13 protein-coding genes and 1 tRNA gene are annotated in these 20,141 nt (G+C 46.5%); 11 read left to right on the top strand and 3 right to left on the bottom strand.

From position 1 onward, the window contains the following. The first annotated feature begins 54 nt into the window (after window positions 1-54). The 4 genes from mutM to BP97_RS0104645 all read left to right on the top strand — a co-directional run bounded on the left by mutM (window position 55) and on the right by BP97_RS0104645 (window position 2,933). Complete coding sequence (mutM, locus tag BP97_RS0104660; protein WP_028548052.1) at window positions 55-912, top strand: DNA-formamidopyrimidine glycosylase; 858 nt, start codon at window positions 55-57, stop codon at window positions 910-912. Between the two features lie 84 nt (window positions 913-996). Beyond that, window positions 997-1,692, top strand: coding sequence for a sporulation membrane protein YtaF (ytaF, locus tag BP97_RS0104655; RefSeq protein WP_028548051.1), 696 nt, complete (start codon window positions 997-999; stop codon window positions 1,690-1,692). 57 nt (window positions 1,693-1,749) lie between these two features. Then, window positions 1,750-2,346, top strand: coding sequence for a dephospho-CoA kinase (coaE, locus tag BP97_RS0104650; protein ID WP_028548050.1), 597 nt, complete (start codon window positions 1,750-1,752; stop codon window positions 2,344-2,346). Window positions 2,347-2,348: 2 nt separating this feature from the next. Continuing rightward, on the top strand, window positions 2,349-2,933 hold the full coding sequence (locus BP97_RS0104645; protein ID WP_028548049.1) for a lytic transglycosylase domain-containing protein: 585 nt from the start codon (window positions 2,349-2,351) through the stop codon (window positions 2,931-2,933). A 62-nt stretch (window positions 2,934-2,995) separates the two neighbouring features. Here BP97_RS0104645 and BP97_RS0104640 read toward each other — a convergent pair whose 3' ends face one another. Beyond that, complete coding sequence (locus tag BP97_RS0104640) at window positions 2,996-3,220, bottom strand: alpha/beta-type small acid-soluble spore protein (RefSeq protein WP_028548048.1); 225 nt, start codon at window positions 3,218-3,220, stop codon at window positions 2,996-2,998. Between the two features lie 123 nt (window positions 3,221-3,343). Between BP97_RS0104640 and nrdR the strand changes: the two genes are divergently transcribed. Together nrdR and BP97_RS0104630 are read left to right on the top strand one after the other, a co-directional pair. Beyond that, a complete protein-coding gene (gene nrdR, locus BP97_RS0104635) occupies window positions 3,344-3,820 on the top strand; it encodes a transcriptional regulator NrdR (protein ID WP_028548047.1) in 477 nt (158 codons plus the stop codon). A gap of 155 nt (window positions 3,821-3,975) precedes the next feature. After that, window positions 3,976-4,048, top strand: a tRNA-Ala gene (locus BP97_RS0104630). Window positions 4,049-4,488: 440 nt separating this feature from the next. On the opposite strand, the gene BP97_RS35285 is transcribed toward BP97_RS0104630, so the two are convergent. Both BP97_RS35285 and BP97_RS0104620 read right to left on the bottom strand, forming a co-directional pair. Then, entirely contained in the window at window positions 4,489-6,369 is a 1,881-nt protein-coding gene (locus BP97_RS35285) for an FAD-dependent oxidoreductase (RefSeq protein WP_051620362.1), read from the bottom strand. Next, window positions 6,347-7,222, bottom strand: a complete 876-nt coding sequence (locus BP97_RS0104620; protein WP_028548046.1) for an FAD-dependent oxidoreductase — start codon at window positions 7,220-7,222, stop codon at window positions 6,347-6,349. The genes BP97_RS35285 and BP97_RS0104620 overlap by 23 nt, the downstream gene beginning before the upstream one ends. Before the next feature lie 332 nt (window positions 7,223-7,554). Between BP97_RS0104620 and BP97_RS0104615 the strand changes: the two genes are divergently transcribed. The 5 genes from BP97_RS0104615 (at window position 7,555) to BP97_RS0104590 (ending at window position 20,069) form a co-directional block, all read left to right on the top strand. After that, window positions 7,555-9,720: a hypothetical protein gene (locus BP97_RS0104615; RefSeq protein ID WP_028548045.1), complete on the top strand. Its 2,166-nt coding sequence runs from the start codon at window positions 7,555-7,557 to the stop codon at window positions 9,718-9,720. A 79-nt stretch (window positions 9,721-9,799) separates the two neighbouring features. Then, window positions 9,800-10,957: an alginate lyase family protein gene (locus BP97_RS35280; protein WP_051620361.1), complete on the top strand. Its 1,158-nt coding sequence runs from the start codon at window positions 9,800-9,802 to the stop codon at window positions 10,955-10,957. Between the two features lie 310 nt (window positions 10,958-11,267). Beyond that, window positions 11,268-12,584 (top strand): ABC transporter substrate-binding protein, encoded by a 1,317-nt coding sequence (locus tag BP97_RS35275; protein ID WP_051620360.1) that lies wholly within the window; start codon window positions 11,268-11,270, stop codon window positions 12,582-12,584. 109 nt (window positions 12,585-12,693) lie between these two features. Beyond that, the gene (locus BP97_RS38660; protein ID WP_028548044.1) at window positions 12,694-13,527 is read left to right on the top strand and encodes an AraC family transcriptional regulator; all 834 of its coding nucleotides are present in this window, start codon (window positions 12,694-12,696) and stop codon (window positions 13,525-13,527) included. Window positions 13,528-13,850: 323 nt separating this feature from the next. After that, entirely contained in the window at window positions 13,851-20,069 is a 6,219-nt protein-coding gene (locus BP97_RS0104590; protein ID WP_028548043.1) for a cadherin-like beta sandwich domain-containing protein, read from the top strand. Window positions 20,070-20,141 lie beyond the last annotated feature (72 nt).

Raw genomic sequence — 20,141 nt, 5'->3', positions numbered from 1 at the left:
GATCCTGGACTGCATTCCTTATCCCGCTTATAAATAGCTTTCGAGGTGAACATCATGCCGGAATTGCCGGAGGTTGAAACGGTCAAACGGACTTTAAATCAGTTAATTATCGGTAAAAAGATCGAGCAGGTTAGCGTCCATTTACGTCGCATTATTCAGCGTCCTGAGGAGCCTGATGAGTTTGCCCTTCTACTGCAAGGTCAAACGTTTCATGGCGTAGAACGGAGGGGGAAATTTCTGCGTTTACTCACGGATGAATTCACCCTTGTTTCTCATCTTCGGATGGAAGGTCGTTACGGTCTATATGACAAGAATGATCCGTTGGAGCTGCATACGCATGTCGTGTTTCATTTTACCGATGGAAGCGAATTAAGATATAAGGATGTACGTCAGTTTGGCACGATGCATTTGTTCCCGAGAGGGACCGAGCTTGACGAACAGCCGCTTAAAAAATTAGGGCTAGAGCCTCTCGATGAGACGTTTACGCTGGATGCCTTCAAACGTAAATTGGAGGGCCGTTCCACCAAAATCAAGCCCCTCCTACTGAATCAGGAATATATCGTAGGCATAGGGAATATTTATGTGGATGAGTCCTTGTTTCTGGCCGGGATTCACCCTGAACGGGAAGCAAGTTCGTTATCTCGCAAGGAATGGGCCACGTTGTACGAGGCTATTATTAGCACATTGAACGATGCGGTTGCTGTTGGAGGCTCTTCCATAAAGTCTTACGTAAACGGTCAGGGAGAGATGGGAATGTTCCAGCATCAGTTGCAGATGTACGGACGAAAAGGCGAGCCTTGCCACAAATGCGGCCATGAGATCGAAAAAACCGTTGTAGCAGGTCGTGGAACCCATTTTTGCCCTAAGTGCCAGCCCTTGAAACGAAAGAGCACGAAGAAAGCTGATTTTTGAATGTAGTTGATGTTCGCAGGAATATGCACCCCCCGCCCAAAGTCGCCATATAGTAAGGAGTAAAACGGTCGGGAGGGAAGTATCATGCTGCCTTTTATCTCCTTGTTGATATTGGCTTTAGCCGTTAGTCTCGATGGATTTGGTGTTGGTGTCATGTATGGCTTGCGGAAAATTCGTATGCCATTAGTATCGGTTGCAATTATTTCATGCTGTTCCGGTTTTATTATTTATCTTGCTATGCAAATCGGCGTGTTCATTAGCCATTTTGTCGATCCGGTTTTTGCCAAGGCGATCGGCGGCATCATTCTGATCGGAATCGGGATTTGGGCCGTCTATCAAGTTATGATGGAGAAAAAGGATGTAGATAGTGGAGATTCCGCGGATGCCCCTAATGAACTCCCTGTACGAATCTCAGGGATTGATGGTGTCCCGACAACAAGAGAAGTATTGAATATTGAATTGAAACGGTTCGGTCTTGTTATTCAAATATTGCGCACGCCTTCGATTGCAGATATGGACCGTTCCGGCAACATATCGCCCTATGAAGCGCTTTTGCTAGGGATTGCGTTGTCACTGGATGCGTTCGGAGCAGGGATTGGTGCTGCATTGATTGGATTTACGCCGCTTCTCACTTCTGCGGTTATAGCATTGGCTAGTGGGACCTTCTTGGCGAGCGGTTTACGAATAGGATATAAGTACTCGGATATGTCTTGGCTTCGACGGTTATCCGTGTTTCCCGGTTGTGTTTTAATTATTATGGGTATTATGAAATTGATGTAGCAGATCATGCTACCAAACGTTGTGTTGCGTTGAAAAACATGAAGGAGAAAGAAACTTATGAATATCGGTTTAACCGGAGGCATCGCCTGCGGCAAAAGCACCGTATCCGACATGCTGGTGCAGCGCGGCGCGATGCTGGTTGATGCCGACCGCATTGCCAGAGAGGTAGTAGAGCCTGGCAGTCCTGTGCTGAAGCAGATTGTGGATCGATTCGGACCGGAAATTTTGAATCCTGATGGCTCTCTGTTTCGTAAAAAGCTAGGAGAAGTGGTATTTGGCAATCCTCAGGCATTGAAGGACCTGGAAAATATTATGCACCCCTCGATCCGGGCACTTATTCGTGAACGGATGCATCAATACGAGCAGCTTCATCCGGACAAGCTTGTAGTCGTAGATATTCCTTTGTTATATGAGTCGGCACTGCAATCGATGTTTGAAGCTGTCATGGTTGTATACATACCGAGAAGTCTGCAGCTTCAGCGACTGATGAACCGGGACAAGCTTACCGTGGAACAGGCAGAAGCTCGGCTTAAGGCACAAATGGATATTGAACAGAAGAAGGCAATGGCTGATATTGTGATTGATAATCAAGGGATGCTCCAGGATACGGAAAATCAGGTTGAAGCGTTCTTAAGGGGAAGGAGGCTGCTATGAGCATCAGCTTTTGGCGGAAAAAGCGAGTGTTTGCTCTACTTTTAATTAGCTTCGTAATCCTCATGTTCCTTAGCAGCGATGTAGTGGGTAAATGGTTGTATCCAATCCGCTATCAAGAAGAAATACGGCAGCATGCCGCAAATTACGAGGTTGACCCGCTATTGGTTGCAGCAATAATTCGAGTAGAATCCAATTATAAATTGAACATTTCATCTAAAAAGGGCGCCTATGGGCTTATGCAGCTCATGCCCGACACATCGGAATGGATCGTTGAGGCCGGACGGTTTGCTCCTTCATTTAAGGAGGACCTGGATAACCCGTCTGTCAGTATAGAGTTAGGGACATGGTATCTGGGATATTTGCATAAGGAATTCAACGGGAACACCATTGCTGCCGTAGCTGGCTATAATGCAGGTCAAGGTAAAGTGAACCGATGGCTGCAGAACAAGGAATGGGACGGTACATTAAAAAACTCGGATTCCATCCCTTATGGCGAAACGAGACATTACATTCAGCGCGTTTTGTATTATTATAATAAATATCATAAGCTTTATGCAAAGGAATGGGGAGTTGCCTCCCAAAAGTAAAGAAGCATTGGACAGGCCCCCTAAGGAGCACTCTGTCCAATACTTCTCTATTCGTTCTCTAATTAGCGGTTACCGCCAGCAAGTGTTTGCTCAGCGATTTGCACCAGGCGACGCGTAATGTGTCCCCCGATAGCACCAGTGTCACGAGTAGCCATGTTACCGTAGTAACCGTCTTGAGGAATGGCGATACCCAATTCCTGTGCTACTTCATACTTCAGTTGGTCCAAAGCTGCGTTTGCTTGTGGTACCACCAAAGTGTTGCTGCTGCGAGATTGTCCTGCACCCATGTCTGTTCACCTCCTTGTAAGTTGGTAAACCTATTATGTGCGTTTCGCTGAAGTTCATTACAGGGATTCGTTGGCAATAAAATTGAGTTGATTTTATTTGTAGCAAAAAGGAGTGATCATGTAGTGAAATGCCCATACTGTGATTATAACGGCACCAAAGTGTTGGATTCCCGATCGGCTAATGAGAACAAATCCATTCGTCGCCGAAGAGAATGCGAGAAATGCACCAAGCGCTTTACAACCTTTGAAATGGTCGAGGAGACCCCTCTCATCGTTATCAAAAAAGACGGAAGCAGAGAAGAATTCAGTCGGGAGAAAATGCTCCGTGGCTTGATCCGTGCCTGTGAGAAGCGTCCTGTATCTGTCGACCAGCTCGATATGATTGTATCCGAAGTCGAGAAGCAGATCCGCAATACAGCAAGTACAGAAGTCGATAGTCGAGAAATCGGAGAAATCGTGATGGAACAGCTGTATCCGGTTGATGAAGTGGCTTATATCCGTTTTGCTTCCGTGTACCGTCAATTCAAAGACATCAATATGTTCATGAGAGAACTGACCGACATATTGTCCAAGCATCAGGTTGGTGAAGAAAAAAAGTAACTGACAGGTGCTGGGAATCCACAATGATATCCTTTTAGCACCTGTTTTATTGTATCCAATCATCACTTTAAAAAAGTTTGTTTGAGTGCTTGACGATGGTCCAAGCACCGTGTATAATACCTAATTGTCGGGTGGAAATCACCCATACATAATAAGGGGCCTTAGCTCAGCTGGGAGAGCGCATCGCTGGCAGCGATGAGGTCAGGGGTTCGATCCCCCTAGGCTCCATAAGAAAATCCTCGGAACCATTAAGGTTCCGGGGATTTTTTTTTGAGCCAGCGGGGCCGAACCCCGGGGGTTCAGTCCGCGCGGACGGAATGAAATGAATAAGCTTCGAAGCAGAAGCAACGAATGGAGGAGCACGGCGTTTGAATCTACCGCTGGGATCTGCATCGTTGAATAGGCCTCGTAAGCAAGTTAAATGAAAGATTCAAACATCCCCCTAGGCTCCATAAGAAAATCCTCGGAACCATTAAGGTTCCGGGGATTTTTTTGAGCCAGCGGGGCCGAACCCCCGGGGTTCGGTGCGAGCGGAGGGAGCGAAAGCGATGATTGTTCATTATGAAACAATCATTATAGTCATGTCTTTTTTCTATTGGATTTATTGATATACTTTTTTATGTCATGCAAATTCTTAAACCTTTTGTCGTTCATTACGCTAGCTAGGATTATAGCGTCTCAACATTCACGTTCCATCGCTGTAAGGTCTCGTCAATGACTTTACGGATTTTACCGTTCATATCACATTTAATGTCTGTACTGCCTTTGAAAGTAACGGATAAATTCAAGCCGCTCCGGCCAAGCAAGGTACGATAACCATGAATAATCTCTTGGCGGCAGTCCGGATGGCTGTCGCCAATTCTGGCTAATGCCATAATGGAGAAGGATACGTACTGGAAATAAAGCTCATGGCTGTCCGCCAGAAACTCTTTATTTTCATCCTCATACGTCCATTGTCCGGGCTCATCTATCAGAATTGAAGTCAAATCCGGCACAACTTCCCGATCGGTTAACAAGCCAAGCAGGAAGATCGCAGCATAACCTCGTACCTGATTGTATTTACGGCTCGTCTTCGGTACAAACGGATCCTTCTCCCGCACCATCTCTCTAAGGACTGGGGCTGCAGCTTTATCACCCAGCAAGGCCAATGCAAATGCGGCATGCTTGCGAAGATGCTCCTGCTCCGTTGGAGTAATCCATTTCGTGAGCTGTGCGCGAATGCTGTCTTTTAACAGGAAGGAGGACCATATCGCAAGACCCGGCTTGTTCCCGGCTAAACCACACTTTATTTGTTCGGGATTCGTCAGCCATTGAACAATAGGATTGGTTTCGTCATGAACGGATAACGTTTCCTTGAATCGAATCTCATCTTTTGTGGACAAGCACCCGGTTTCGTGTAACGCTGCAGCCAATTCGGAATAGGGAATGTCCCTTAAAGGAAGCTGCAAACGTATGGATAAATACGCAGCATTGGCGGCTGCTTCTCCACATTTCTGCATATCGCGCTTCATTCGCACGCATGCGGCCATATCATGATCAACGGACAGGCAGCGCCCTGCAACAAGCAGTCCGTCATAGCCTTTAGGGATTAGGGCTCCGATTGGAATCGAGACGGTAAAATTGTAGCCCCACATGCTGGAGGCGACGGTCCAGCGCTGTTGGAACTCACTCTCGAAAGCAAGGTCTTTACTGTGGTTGTCCGCATTCGAATATGCGAAAAACACAGGCTCACTTGAATAACGTTGATTCAGGAAGTTCTCCAGCGTTACTGTTTCTTCTCCTTCTATAAATCGACCTTCTCTGATCCCGAGTAAGGGGGCAATCCGGAGCATCCGGTTGTCTTCCTCATAGACGGGTCTTAAATGCGTATGCAAGGTCGCCGATGAAATTACAGCCTCTGATATGCTGGCAGCATCTCTAGGATCTACATAACCTGAATCGGTATATCGGAAGTTGACCTTGCCTTGATCCAAATATACATAAACATTCGAGTAGGGCTGAGCCTGGCTGTCAAAATCACGACCGCCCCGCAGCTCGCAACCAGCCATTGCGCATACATCTGCATCACCGGTCGCATCAACGATAACGGAACATCCTGCCGTGAACTTGCCTTCCGGAGAGAACCACTCAATACCCCGCAGCGTATTCCCCTCAAGCAGCACGCCGGTCACCGTACTGTCATAGCGAAGAGCGGCTCCGGCTTTCAATGCTTCTTGTTCAAGCACATACTTTTTGGCCTCGGCGTTAATGCCTCGGGAGGGTGTGTAGATCTGCTGCTTTTCCAAAGCTAACGACCCGTCATCTAACGATTCGAACAGACCGCCCTTATTTCCGAAATAATAGCCTAGAACAGCCCCTGCTGTACCTGTACCACCCATGCAGGTTAATTTTTCGATTCCTAGTACCCGCAAGCCCTTTTGCGCTGCGCCGATTGCGGCTACAGCACCTGCTGTTCCCAATCCTACTACTATGCAGTCAAACTGGAAGTCGGTCTGTCCGGTAAATGGCTTACGTACAGCCTGCCCGTTATATAGTCTTGCGATATCCATCGTTAACGTCCTCCTCCGACTGAAGCTGAAGAAACCGGTAGCCTTGGCGGAACGCTTGCAATGGGTGAGGGCTGGATTCCGATGGAAGCCATATCCATTGCGCTGCAAGCTCTATCGGTCCTTGCGGAACCTGCAGGCCGAATGTACTGGCAACGGCTGCAATCGTCCATAATGCAAGGCTGGCAGGGCGTGCCCGCCAATATTCCTGCAAGCTGTGCCGGGCGGCCGGCCAATCTGTACCGGCATCCACAGTAAGTGCCAGGATACGCTCCGAAGGAAATCTACCTGGGAGGATTTGTGCCTGTTCATCTAACGGCTGAACGTTTGATGTGGTTTCGTTACCGGATACCCCACCTGACAAATGCGCTCTTATGATTTTACGGTTAACCGGCGCATAAGACTGGTCGGGTTGAGAAAATCGGCGGCTGGTCGTATCTAGAATTCGGTCCACTCGTATCGTTTGAAAGCCGGAGACGTTGTATAGTGTCACCTCGAAGCCTTCCCCCGTAGCCTTTACTTCAATAATCTCAGTTAAAAAAAGCACCTTCAAGCCGGTGTCTTGAATGCGTTTGCACAGCACGGAATGAACGCCTGGCAAATGGACGGGGCCACCTCCAGGCTCCATCAAACTCCGTTCAATTAGCTCTGTATGCAGCGATTGTTCCAATGGACTAAACGGAAGATCCTTCATGGCTTCAAAGCTGCCTGGATTAAATGTCTCGATAAACTCCTGACCGACACCTGCCGACCTTTCCACTACAATGACGGGTAGTTTAGCAGCTATTGCTGCGCCTAGTCCGGCAAAGGTTGCTCCGCAAACGAGAAGCTGATAATGGGCTGCTTCAGCTGTCATATCCTATCCCTCTCTTCCTTCATTTTCACAGTAACGAATTGAATGGATAATTAATTAAAAGCATATACCCATTATATGTTTAGATTTATTAGAGTAAATGGACGTATTTATAATGTTTATGGATTAATGTTTAAATTTTTGACGTGTGTACAGCTTATGACGGTTGCTTAAAAGCCGAATGGAAACATCCCAATGCAGGATCAATTAATTCTCCATATTTTTTTATTTATCGTCTATGTACATGTCGCAGCTTTGTGTTTACATTAAAGGTGAAAGGGGTTTCAAATGCGGGACATTCTTCCCGTATATTCCATTGATAAAGGAGGATTATGGTGTATCCATCAACCAGTGTAGTCAAGAAATCCTTTGTGAAGGTATTGCTTGTTTTTGTAATGCTAAGTGCGGTATTCGTACATTATCAAGCTTCGGCTGAAGCCGCAGGAGGGAACGAACAGCTCGTCTATGAAGATAGTTTCGATGCATATGCAAGCAGAAGTGAGATGCCTGCCTCATCAACACAGTCCATATGGTGGCAGTTCAGCGCACCGGCAACGACTACCGTCACGCTTGAACCACATCCGTCAAACCCGAGTAATAAATATATGCTTATCACCGACTCGGGTACGAGCTCCGCTTATGCGAAAGTCAATTTTCCGAAACTCAAAAGTGGATTTGCTTATCTTGAATTCGATATGAAGACGGCAGCGGACGCCGATCCGAGCTACAAGCATGACTATTTCGGTGCGACGCTGCTCAGCGACCAGAACGAAAACATTACCCAGGTTCAGAATAGTACGGCCGCTAACGGCTATGTGTACAAAATGCTGCAAAAAAATGAAGCAGGCCAAAACGTTTCAACTAATATGATGCCGGCAAGCTCCTATGTAGATGGAGACTGGTACAAGATTAAGCTGGAGGTTGATTTTACCCAGAAGAAAGTGAAGAGTTATATCTATGATCAGACAGGCACGACACTCCTCGGAACCGTTGATTACGAAGGGTTTCAAGTCACGGAAGCAAGCAGTGTCGCATCGCTACGGTTTATTTCCATATCGGCAGGGAGGGGGGCCATCGGCATTGACAACGTGAAAGTGACGGCAATTCCGGACGAGAACGGCTCTGGTCCCCCGTTGAATCAGAACGTTACGATTAACGTGTATTCCGTACTTAACGATGTAAGCCATTCGCCTCTCGGTGTCGTATCCAACCATTTGTTCGACTCCGACTTGTATCATCCGAACCGGCAAAAAACACTTTCTCAATCGCTGCAAGCACTCGGTGCGGGAACGATACGATTCGGGGAAGGTGAAGCCAGCGACAGATACTTGTGGACAAGCGCACCTTATCCGACATCAGCCAACAGTGTGCTTCAACCGCAGCTATCGTACTATTATTCGACCGAACATCCTTTGACTAATGCCGAGAAAGCGCTGATTAACCCTGACGGAACGTACAAAGAGACCCAGGATTTCAATGAGTTCATGGGCGTTGTGAATGAAACGGGCGTACAGCCATTCGTTATTGTCGGTCTTGATGCGATGAAAGCAACGGATGCGGATTGGTTCAAGACGAAAGAACAGTTAAAGGAGGCCGCTGTGGAATGGGTCCGGTATGCTAATGTCATTAACGGATGGAATGTGAAATATTGGGAGATCGGGAATGAACCGTTCTTTACGTCACAATCCGGCTATATATGGAGTCCTCAGGAGTACGCCGATGTGTTCAATGAATTCGTCACAGCCATGAAAGCAGTCGATCCCACGATTCATGTAGGCGTACCTGTCTATGATTCGTTCACATGGAATAGTACGGTGATGCCTGCCGTGTCATCCAAAGCTGATTTCGTTATTGTTCATTTGTACGGGAGTGCCAATGTCAGCCCGCTGAATACGATCGTTAACCATATCAATACGTATTTCAAGCCGGAAGACAGGAACCGGATTCAAATTTCGATAACGGAGACAAGCACGTATTCTTCGGGCGCCCAAATGCCTAACAATATGAGCCGTGCCGCGTTATTCGCAACAAAGATCGGTAAAATATTGCAGTACGATAAAGTCGATTACGTCCACTTCTGGGTCACTCGCAAAGGACTCAACAACAATCCACGGGATGAAAGATCAGCCATCGACGAAAATGGAAATCTGCTGCCTATGGGTAAAGCGATTCAAGTGTGGAACAAGTTTCTAAGAGATCAGATGGTATCGACGACCGGGGCGACAGATATTTCCGCCTTCGCCAGCTATTCACCTTCAAGCCGCGAATTGTCCGTCTTATTCGTTAACTCGAACGCCGATCCGGTACCGGTCCAACTGAACGTGCAAAACTATATAACCAGCGCCAATATCGAAACATGGGTACTGAAGGGAACGGGCGCAGCCGATACGAATCCTGCTCTGGCTCAAGTCAATCCGGTTCAGTATGAAGCGGGAGCGGCCAGCTTGTCGCTTGATCCTTATTCCGTCACGGTCATTGCCTTTAAGCCCTTGGTTGAGTAGACCGCAATGGCTTCTTCAGTACCATGGCCCGACTTAACGCGGTTAACGAGAAACGCCCAAAGAGGAGGAAATAGCATTCATGAAACAAACGACGGCACCAACGCTAATTCAACTTGACTATAAGGAATTGATTCGTATCCGTGATAAGGTGAAAGCGAATGAACCGAGTCTGATGCCAGCTTATTCTGCATTACTTAATGAGGCGGACTCCTATCTTCAAAAAACTCCCGATTCCGTAGTCAACAAGGGGAATATCCCTCCATCCGGAGATAAACATGATTTTTTCGCTATTGGAAAATACGCTTGGCGCAATCCGGATACGCCTGACGGGATGCCTTTCATCCGTCGCGACGGGTATACGAATCCGGCGGCAGCCAGTGACGAGTACGATTTGGGACCTTATTTCAATATGCGTATCAGGGTTAACACTTTGGCGCTGGCGTATTTATATTCGGGCTCGGAGGCTTACGCTGCCAAAGCAGCCGAGCTGCTGCGAGTTTGGTTCCTGAATCCAGAAACCCGAATGAACCCGAATTTCAAGTATGCCGCCTCGCTGCCCGGGGTTAATGATGGAATGGCCATTGGCATTATAGAAGGAGTACAATTAATCGGGCTTCTGGACTCGGTCAATCTACTGACGCAATCGATAAGTTGGACCCAGGCCGATAACGAGGCGTTACAGCAATGGTTTGCCGCTTATTGCGATTGGTTGTTGGAGAGTCCTGCTGGCAAAGAAGAGTATCGCGCTACCGATAATCACGGGTCCTGGTATGCGGCGCAAGTGGCGGCTTTTTCCATCTACAGCGGCAACTTGGAAAGAGCGCGGCAAATGATGGAACGTGCCAAGTGGCAAATCGATGTGCAATTCACACCGGATGGAGGACTCCATCGCGAGTTAAAACGCAATCGGGCGCTTTTCTACTCATTATATGGACTGAGCGCTTTTGTAAGCTTGGCTAGGTGCGGCGATGTGCTCGGAGTCGATTTATGGCGTTATCGGACCGAGGATGCTAGGGGAATTGAGCTTGGGTTTCAGTTTTTGGCACCTTACTTGGCTGAGGAATTACCTTGGGCCTGGCAAAATATTGACAACGAGATCAACGGGCTGGCGGTCCAGCTTACCAGAAGAGCAGAAAAAGTATACTCATCTCCGAGGCTGATCGCGGTATCAAGGCATTTGACTGCTTTACGGCCTCCCAAAGACTGGTCGTTCTGGCTAATGACTATCCCAAGTTGAGAACACGGATAGTCCCATTCATCCAGCATTATCGCTCCCTTGGGACGATAATGCTGTTTTTACTATGAGTTCGAATTCAATAACTCCAATAGGTATCCTTCTTGTGCTTATGCCATCATTATGAGTAAAAAAGGTATCAACTAATTATCCATATATGTTAAACTGATATCCATTTACTTTCATAAATAGAGATTTTATAATTTAATTAAGAATTAACTAATCGTATATGTTTTTGAAAATTAAAGCAAATCTAAAACAGCAGGAGAAGAAATAGACGGGATTTTGAAAACGTTTTTATAGGGGGACTACGATGAATAACAAAATGATCATTGCTTTCTCGGCAGTCGCGCTGATGCTTACGGCGTGTGCCAGTGGGGGAACACAAGCCGATAATAAGCAAGGGGGGACACAGACAGACTTGGCTCAGGTAGTGAATACGCCTGCAGAAATAAGCTTTTACATGTGGTCTATGTCACAGAGCGAATTTGATTATATTGCCCAGCAAGCCAAGAGCAAATTTCCTAATTATACTTTGAAAGCGGTTCCGAGCACAGGGACAGGCGGTGTCACCATCGATACGCTGGTTGCGTCAGGAGAGATGCCGGATTTGTTCGTCGGACGCGGGGTAGCTACTCCGGATCTGCAAAGGACCGGCTTGCTATACGATGTAAGCGAGCTGGTTAAGAAATACAATTTCGATACGTCGCGCATCGATCCTATGGCTTTTGAAATGATGAAAAATGAGACAGGAGGCATTATTGCAGGCATACCGCTTAGCGGCACGAGCGGAGGGATGATGCATTACAATAAGGATCTGTTCGATAAGTTCGGCGTTCCTTATCCTAAAGACGGCATGACTTGGGATGAGGTTTATGAGCTTGCCAAGCTCATGACCCGAGCAGAGGGAGGCATTCAGTATCGCGGATTTTCCGATCGCTGGATGGAAACCTTTTTCACCCAGAATCCGTTTGGCGAGCCTATTCTTAGTTTGAAGGAAGATAAGGCGGCAGTGAATACGGAAACATGGAAAAAAATCGGCGAGAACTGGAAACGCTTTTATACACTTCCTGGTCTGAAATTTGATTCCACAACAATTAATAAGGATGTGGATTGGAAAGAGTTTATTAATGGTCATTCAGCGATGACGACGTTTGCATCCAGGAATTTTATGGATTGGGACTTCAAGTGGGATATCGTCAGCATGCCTACATACAAGGAACTGCCGGGAATCGGGCGGTTATCCGATTTCCGCAATATCTATATAACAAGCAGCAGTAAAAATAAGGACGCTGCATTTCAGGTTGCGGCATGGCTTGCTTCAGACGACATGCAGGCCAAGCTCGCTGCGGATTTGGCTGTATTTCCGGTCTTGAAAAACGATGAAATCAAAAAAATGTTCATGAAAAACGATCCGATGTATAAGGACAAAAATATAAAGGCTGCCTCCTTTAATAAAGTGGGACCGGCCATGCCTGGCCGTAAGCCGGGATTAACGAATGTCAAGGCCGAGAACATGTTCATGAAAGAGCTGCAGAAGGCCATCGTGGAAAGCAAAGATTTGAATACCGTGCTGCGCAGCGCCGAAGAGGTGATCAACAAAGCGATTGCTGCCGAGAAAGCGAAGTAAGCCGGCACGTAGAGCATCTTTCAAGAACAGCATTCCCTGCTATGTGGGGGGATGCTGTTCTGTGCTATGATAGCAGTATTAACTTGCTTCATCTTGGGAGATGAGATAGGTGCATGATCAGTATTTTGAGCGATTTTTTCCTAAAATGATTGAAGTGCTTCTTCGGGGGGAGTCATTTTGGAAACAAAGAAAGTACAGGTTTGAGCTTAACCAAACCAGCATTTACAATTTTGTTTGCGTCATTGGAGGGAATGGCACGATTGAAATGAATGGCACCGAATGGACCTTGAGTCCCGGTACGATTCTGCATATGGCTCCTGATGAGCATATTGTATTGTCGAGCGCGCAGGAAGATCCTTTGACGTATTATAGCGTCCATTTCCTTTATTATCCCATAGAATGGGAAGGGAACCAGGTCAAGCTGGGCCAGTACGGTGCTCCATTACCTTTCGATCGTGTCTTTCCGTTCTATGCGGATCTGGCAGAACTGGAAAGGCGGCTTAAGCAGCTATATGAGCTGTGGAACGATAAGAACACGAGTACGGAATGGACCGCCAGACTTCACTTCTTGACACTGCTTAAATGGGTGAGCGAAGTGCTGAGCTATAAGCTTCGCACTGAAGACGAAACGGCTCGACTCATAGCGGATTCCATGAAGTACATTCAGGATCATTATCAATCCTCTTTAGAACGCGATAAGCTCGCCGTTATGGCTTCACTATCCTCTAGCTACTATTCGATTTTGTTCAAAAAATATTCCGGTTACACGCCGATCGAGTTTATTAACAAGGTCAGGCTGGATAAAGCGAAGCAGCTGCTTCGTTCCACCAATGAACCCATTTCGAAAATTGCAAGAGATGTGGGTTATCAAGATCCGCTTTATTTCACAAGACTCTTTGCAAGAGAAGTTGGAATGGCTCCTCGTATGTACCGCAAATCATGATAAAAGCAAGGGGGAAATGGGATACAGAGTTTCCCATATTTTCCCTAGGCCTTGAGTTGAGTGGCATCCCCTTCGGCAAGAAAGGGATGCCATTTATTTACATTCCAAACCTCCAGTTCGTTGAAAAATATCGAAAATTGCTGCTTTTTGTTTTCATCGTATTTTAACAACATTTTTTCATTTTTTAGCGATATAGAATTCAACTAAATTATGCTAATGTAAACTTAAAGATTCGGGGGTGATTACATCGGTTATTAAGTTAACTGGAAGTTTATTGGCTGTTTATGGAAATGAAAGCGATTTAATTAAGGAGTGAGCAACTATTGAACAAAACTTTTAACAAAACTCTATCTATCCTGTTAATATTGACTTTAATTATCGGTCTATTTGTTGTACCACCGAAGGCTTCTCATGCAGCATCAGGTAAAATTGACATTGCTCCGAGTGCTTTAACTACCGGTGCAAACGTTAAGGTAAGTTCAGAGAATAGTACTAAAAAAGCGCCATTTGCGGTTGCACATAACGGCTCCGAATTCTGGCAAATTGGCGGAACAGCCGCGAATGTTTTTCCGCAATCCGGCACCACTAGTTCCCTTTGGCTAGCAGTCGATTTGGGAGAGGATAAAACCTTTGAAGAAGTCAGCTTTGACATTCCGGCTGGATTTTCTAGTGTAAAGGCACGAATGTCGGTCTATGATGTCGTATACACCTCGGATGATACGATTTGGGGGCAGCTACCAACGGTTAATAATTCAACTCCGAGTAAGTATGACTGGAACTTAAAATCCTGGAAACTAGCGAAAAAAGTTGAGGTTCCAGATAGTATTGCTGCTAATGATCCCAATTGGGGCTCGCTAACACCAAGCAATAATGATAGTAGCAAGTGGACTGCCACAACTACCGGAACATTCTCAACTCCTGTAACGGCTCGTTATGTGATGATCCATTACACGTTGATTCCAGGCAATCCAGGTACGATTGGGATGTCCAATTTAAAAATATTGGGATCTCCGACCAACCCTATCATTTCACCTAACACGGGCTCATATGTAAAAGGGACTGGCAGCACGTCTTCGACAACGATTACTCTTAACGGCGCATCCCTTACAGGCATAACCATGACAAATTCGGTTACAAATTCCGTGTATCTTAATCAGACTCAAGATTATATCCTGGGTGCTGTAACGGGAGGCACGCAAATTGCCACATTTACAAACACTTATCTTGATTCCCTTCCGGAAGGAAATACCTCGCTGACATTGTATTTTTCCGGTGGTTCTAAAGTGCAATATGACCTAAGTGTCTTGGCTCCTAATTATGCCGATGCTTATTTGAATAATCGGGGCAGTGGTCATGCCATCATCACGCCCAACTATCCGGGAATGAGCCTTACCATCGGTCGCCCGGCTGTTGTAGATGCTAATGCAGCATCCAATAAGTATCCAGTTTTCAATGTGACGAAAGCGCTTGCAGGAACTTCCGTTACTGGAACGCTGACTGCACCAAATGGTACGCAGGTATACAGCTTCCCTGCGACTAGTGTGGATGCGGGTGGAAACGCTGTACTATCTATCCCAGATTCCGTAGCGTTGGCTGCAGGAACCTATAAGGCGGCTTTTACGCTTACAAACAACGGAAATACACTGTATGACAATTATTACTTTACAGCAATTAATGATTTTGCGAACTACAAATCCATTCCTAATGTTCAAAACTCCAATAATGCAAACGTTGCCAATGTGAGCCCGGATTCATGGGCCAATAGCACATATCCTGCTATACAGATGGACGGTTCCGGTAAAATAACTTACATACCGGATTACAAAGGCAATCAAGTTATGGATTATTCGTCTGTCGGATACAAAGGCGGAGGTGCAGCTATTCCGAATGTGCCGGTGCGCGTGAAGGTATCGCCTCTTGCCGATAATACCGCAGATGCGTGGCAGACTATCCAAGATGCTATTGACTATGTTTCAAGATACCCGATTCAAGAAGACGGATTCCGCGGTTCTGTCTATTTGGAACCCGGAGTATTCCGCATCAGCAAACCGCTTAACGTAACCACATCAGGAGTCGTTATTCGCGGAGCAGGGGCAGGAACTGCCACTGCGATTGTAGGAGATGGTTCGGCTGGAAATCCATATGACGAACAAATAGCAAGTGAAGAAGCTGAGCCGGGAGTAACCAAGCTGATTTCAACTTGGAGAATAGTAGATAAGGATGCTTATACTCCCCCGCCTGATCATGCTAAGACGACAGGCAGTCCGTATACCAAAACTTCAAACAGCACATTAATTAACTTTAACGGACAGGGTGTAGCAAACACATCTACATCTACACCTATCACGGATCAATATGTAGGTGCCGGTCAAAATTTCGTGCATGTTGCAAGTGTAACCGGTCTTTCAGTTGGTGATATCGTCAGCGTACAGAAGGCGGTCAATGCAAACTGGGTAAAAGCAATGTACATGGATAAAGTGGACGGCGCAAGCAACTGGCTTCCAAACGGTAATTTGGAAAGCGGATTTGCCGGTACGCCATTCACGGCGGAACGTACGATCAAGAGCATCGATGCTGCCAATAAATTGATAACGTTTGCAGAACCGCTATCGGACAATCTCGACATGCGCTGGGGAATTGCCAAAGTAGTGAAAGTAACCGATGGCGGTCGTATTAGTAATGTAGGTGTTGAAAATATTCAGGGCATCTCGCATTTTTACAATACAAACAAGCCACTTTTATCACAAAAATACGGAAAAAACTTCTTGTCTTATAATGATGAAAACCACGCGCAAGTATTTGTCGCGATGGTGAACGTTCGTGACGGATGGATGCGTAACTTTACGACATACCATATCGACAGTGCATTCGTTACTGACGGAAATTCTCGAAATATTACCGTTCAGGACGGTAACGTTCTGGATCCTGTAAGCCTCATGGATGCAGGTGAGCGCCGTTATTCCGTTTATTACAAAAACTCGGAATACATGTTTACGCAACGCGTGTACTCCAGATATATGCGCCATGCATTCATCGTGGATTCGTATACTTCAGGTCCTAATGTATTCTACAACAGCATTAGTGAGTATACATCGAATGCGTCTGAGCCGCATTTCCGCTGGTCATCAGGCGGACTGTATGACAATGTAAGTGCGCGGATCTATCTGCAAAACCGATGGAACATGGGGACTTCCCACGGCTGGGCAGGAGTTAACTATATGCTGTATAACTTCACTGGTCCGTTTATAGCATCACAGCCTCAGCTCTCACCTAACTACGTTATCGGGCATGTATTCGATAATGCCAACAATCGTTTGGGCTCAGCTACCGACCCGTCTACGGGGCGTCAGAAGCCTGACAAGTCTGCATCCGATAACATGAAGAATGCGGGACTTAATGGCGGTATTGTGCCGAATTTTGAGGCATACGAATACAGCATGACTCAAAAAGTGACTCCGGCAGCTAATAAAATGCCAGACAGCCTTTATGTCCAGCAACTTATTAACAGCCATGGCCCGCAAGCAGCTGCCAATCTTGAGGTGAGTACCGTTCCGCCGATGGATGACCAGGCAAGCGCAGAGCGGCCAAAGCTCGTAAGTCTTAATGTGGGAGGTCAGCCGGTTACCGGATTCTCGCCGGATGTTTACAGTTATACCATTACTCTTCCTCTTGATTATGACTACTCCAAGAACCTGGAGATCGCTGCTCAAGCGGATGCGGGAGTTACTGTTGATATTGATTATCCTCAAGACGGAATTGCTCAAATTACGCTGACAGATGTTAAAGGCATGAAAAACTTCTATAGCGTAGCGATTACGACTATCCAAAAGTCGCCGATCGTGATTGCAAGCGACCAGCAAGTGGATTCGAGCAATTCCAATTATGCAGTAAACGTATTGAATCCTGCGGACTACGCCGGTGCAACCTCGCTCCGTTGGGCGGCAAGCGGTGCTGCATGGATTAGAATGTACTTAGGTGAAACGGCCAAAACAGTAAATGGCGTGCAAATCGGATTTGTAGAAAATCCAAGCAGCCCACGCTCCTATAAGTTAAGAGTTGAATACTCGATGGATGGTCAGAACTGGTCGTTTGTTCCGTCCGGAACCGTAGTTAGCAACACTACGGCGTCGCCAACATCATGGAACACAGAATCGAATACGTACATGAACTCGCTTACAGTCACCCCTGTCGAGAAATCACTTACAAAAAATACCTTGCAGACATTTACATTTGATACACCTGTACAAGCGCGGTTTATTAGAATTGCGGGCAATGGAAATTCAAGCAATCAGTGGAATAGCTATTGGAAGCTGCGTCCTGTGTTCCCTCAGGAAGATCCGGAGTATACGCCTCCTACAGGAGTTGCTATTACCGGACCGTCAGTCCTGAACTCGAAGGACTCTGTACAGCTTCAGGCGCAAATTACACCAAGCACTGCAACAGTGGCTGAAGTAATCTGGAAGTCCAGCGATCCAGCTATTGCGACTGTTGATAAGAACGGTAAAGTAACGGGTGTTGCGGCAGGTAAGGTTACTATTACGGCAACTACGGTCGATGGTACGTTTGTTTCGACTGGCGTAGTTCAGCAAGCCGTAGGTACCTATGATTTAACGATCACAAGCAGCAGCAACGCAGACTTGAGCTCCTTGACCTTGTCGAACGGTACTCTGAGTCCTGTATTTGCATCCGACACAACGGCTTACACTTCGAGTGTGGATAACGGTGTATCGAGTCTTTCTGTAACGGCAAGTGTATATGATAGCAACGCTACACTGACTGTGAACGGGAATCCGATCCTAAGCGGTCAAGCAAGCGGAGCTATTAATCTTCAGACAGGTAACAATACCATCACTGTCGTAGTGACAGCGCAGAACGGCACGACGAAGAACTATAGAGTAACTGTGAATCGTGCTCCAGCAGCTAGCAGCAATGCAGATTTGAGCTCCTTGACCTTGTCGAGCGGTAACCTAAATCCTGCATTTGCATCCGACATAACGACTTACACTTCGAGTGTGGAGAGCGTTGTATCAAGCCTTACACTAACAGCAACTGTAAGTGATAGTAATGCTACGATGACTGTGAACGGGAATCCTGTCCTAAGCGGTCAAGCAAGCGGAGCTATTAATCTTCAGACAGGTAACAATACCATCACTGTCGTAGTGACAGCGCAGAACGGCACTACGAAGAACTATAGAGTAACTGTGAATCGTGCTCCAGCAACTAGCAGCAACGCAGACTTGAGCTCCTTGACCTTGTCGAACGGTACTCTGAGTCCTGTATTTGCCTCCGGTACAACGGCTTACAGTGCAAATGTAGCTACGGCTGTATCGAGCATTACCGTAACGGCAAATATATACGACAAGAACGCTACAATGACGGTGAACGGAAGTCCTGTCATAAGCGGACAAGCGAGCGGAGCAATTAACCTACAGATAGGTAGCAATACCATCAATGTTGTAGTAACAGCACAAGACGGTACAACGAAAACCTACAGTATCATCGTGAGCCGCGTACCTGGTAGTGGCGGTCGAGGCAGCAGTGGAAACGGCGGTGGAGGTTCGACTCCTAGCGATACCAAAGTGACCGCAACGGATGGGAAACTAACGCTTCCTGTAGGTAAGTCGGGAGAAGTTGGTTTAGGGAATGAAATCGTCATCTCTATTCCGTCCAATGCTACAAACAAAGAACTGAAGTTGACGATTGAGAAAGTGGCAGATACTCAAGCTTTACTTAAGAACAAAGAGGTTCTGCTTAGCTCGATATTTGAGATTCTAAAGAATTTCTCAGAGAACTTCAGTAATCCGGTTACGTTGACCTTTACCTTTAATCCAGCAAGCTTGAAGAATAACCAGACGGCTGCTGTCTTCTACTATGATGAAGTGAAGAAGGTGTGGGTAGAAGTCAAAGGCAGCAAAATCAATGGAAATAAAATTTCCGTAGAAGTCGATCACTTTACGAAATATGCGGTATTCGCGGTAGACTCTGCGGCACCAATTCCTACGGTTAACTTGAGTGATATTACTGGACATTGGGCAGAGATTAACATTAAGAAAGCAGTAAGCAATGGAATCGTCAGCGGTTACCCAGACGGCACATTCAAGCCAAATAATACGGTGACAAGAGCGGAATTTGCCCTTATGCTGATGAACACACTGAAGCCGCAAGGAGAAGGTGCAGCGCTGACTTTCACAGATACAGCAGAGATTGGAAGCTGGGCGCAAAAAGCAGTCGCGCAAGCGTTCCAAGCAGGAATTGTAAAAGGATATGAGGATGGAAGCTTCCGTCCAAATGCACAAATCACACGTGCTGAGATGGCCGTAATGCTTGCTAATGCTTTGGGTCTGACTATCGAAGCTAATTCTGTGACCGGTTTTGCTGACGACAAGGATGTTCCAGCATGGGCCAAAGGTGCAGTAGCTGCGATGAAGAAACAAAAGCTAGTAGAAGGTAAAGAGAACAACGAATTCGCACCTATGGCTTCAACAACGAGAGCCGAGGCTGTGACTGTGCTGCTGAACATGCTAGCACAAAAGACTAAATAACATATCAATCGTTTGAGGGTTATTCTGCAGGTAGTCGAACAGGCTGCTTGCGGGATAACCCTTTTTTCAAGT

Source organism: Paenibacillus sp. UNC451MF (assembly GCF_000686845.1).
In the GTDB taxonomy this organism is placed as follows: domain Bacteria; phylum Bacillota; class Bacilli; order Paenibacillales; family NBRC-103111; genus Paenibacillus_S.
The sequence above is the reverse complement of the archived record's forward strand: the minus strand, read 5'-3'. Positions and strand labels throughout refer to the sequence as shown.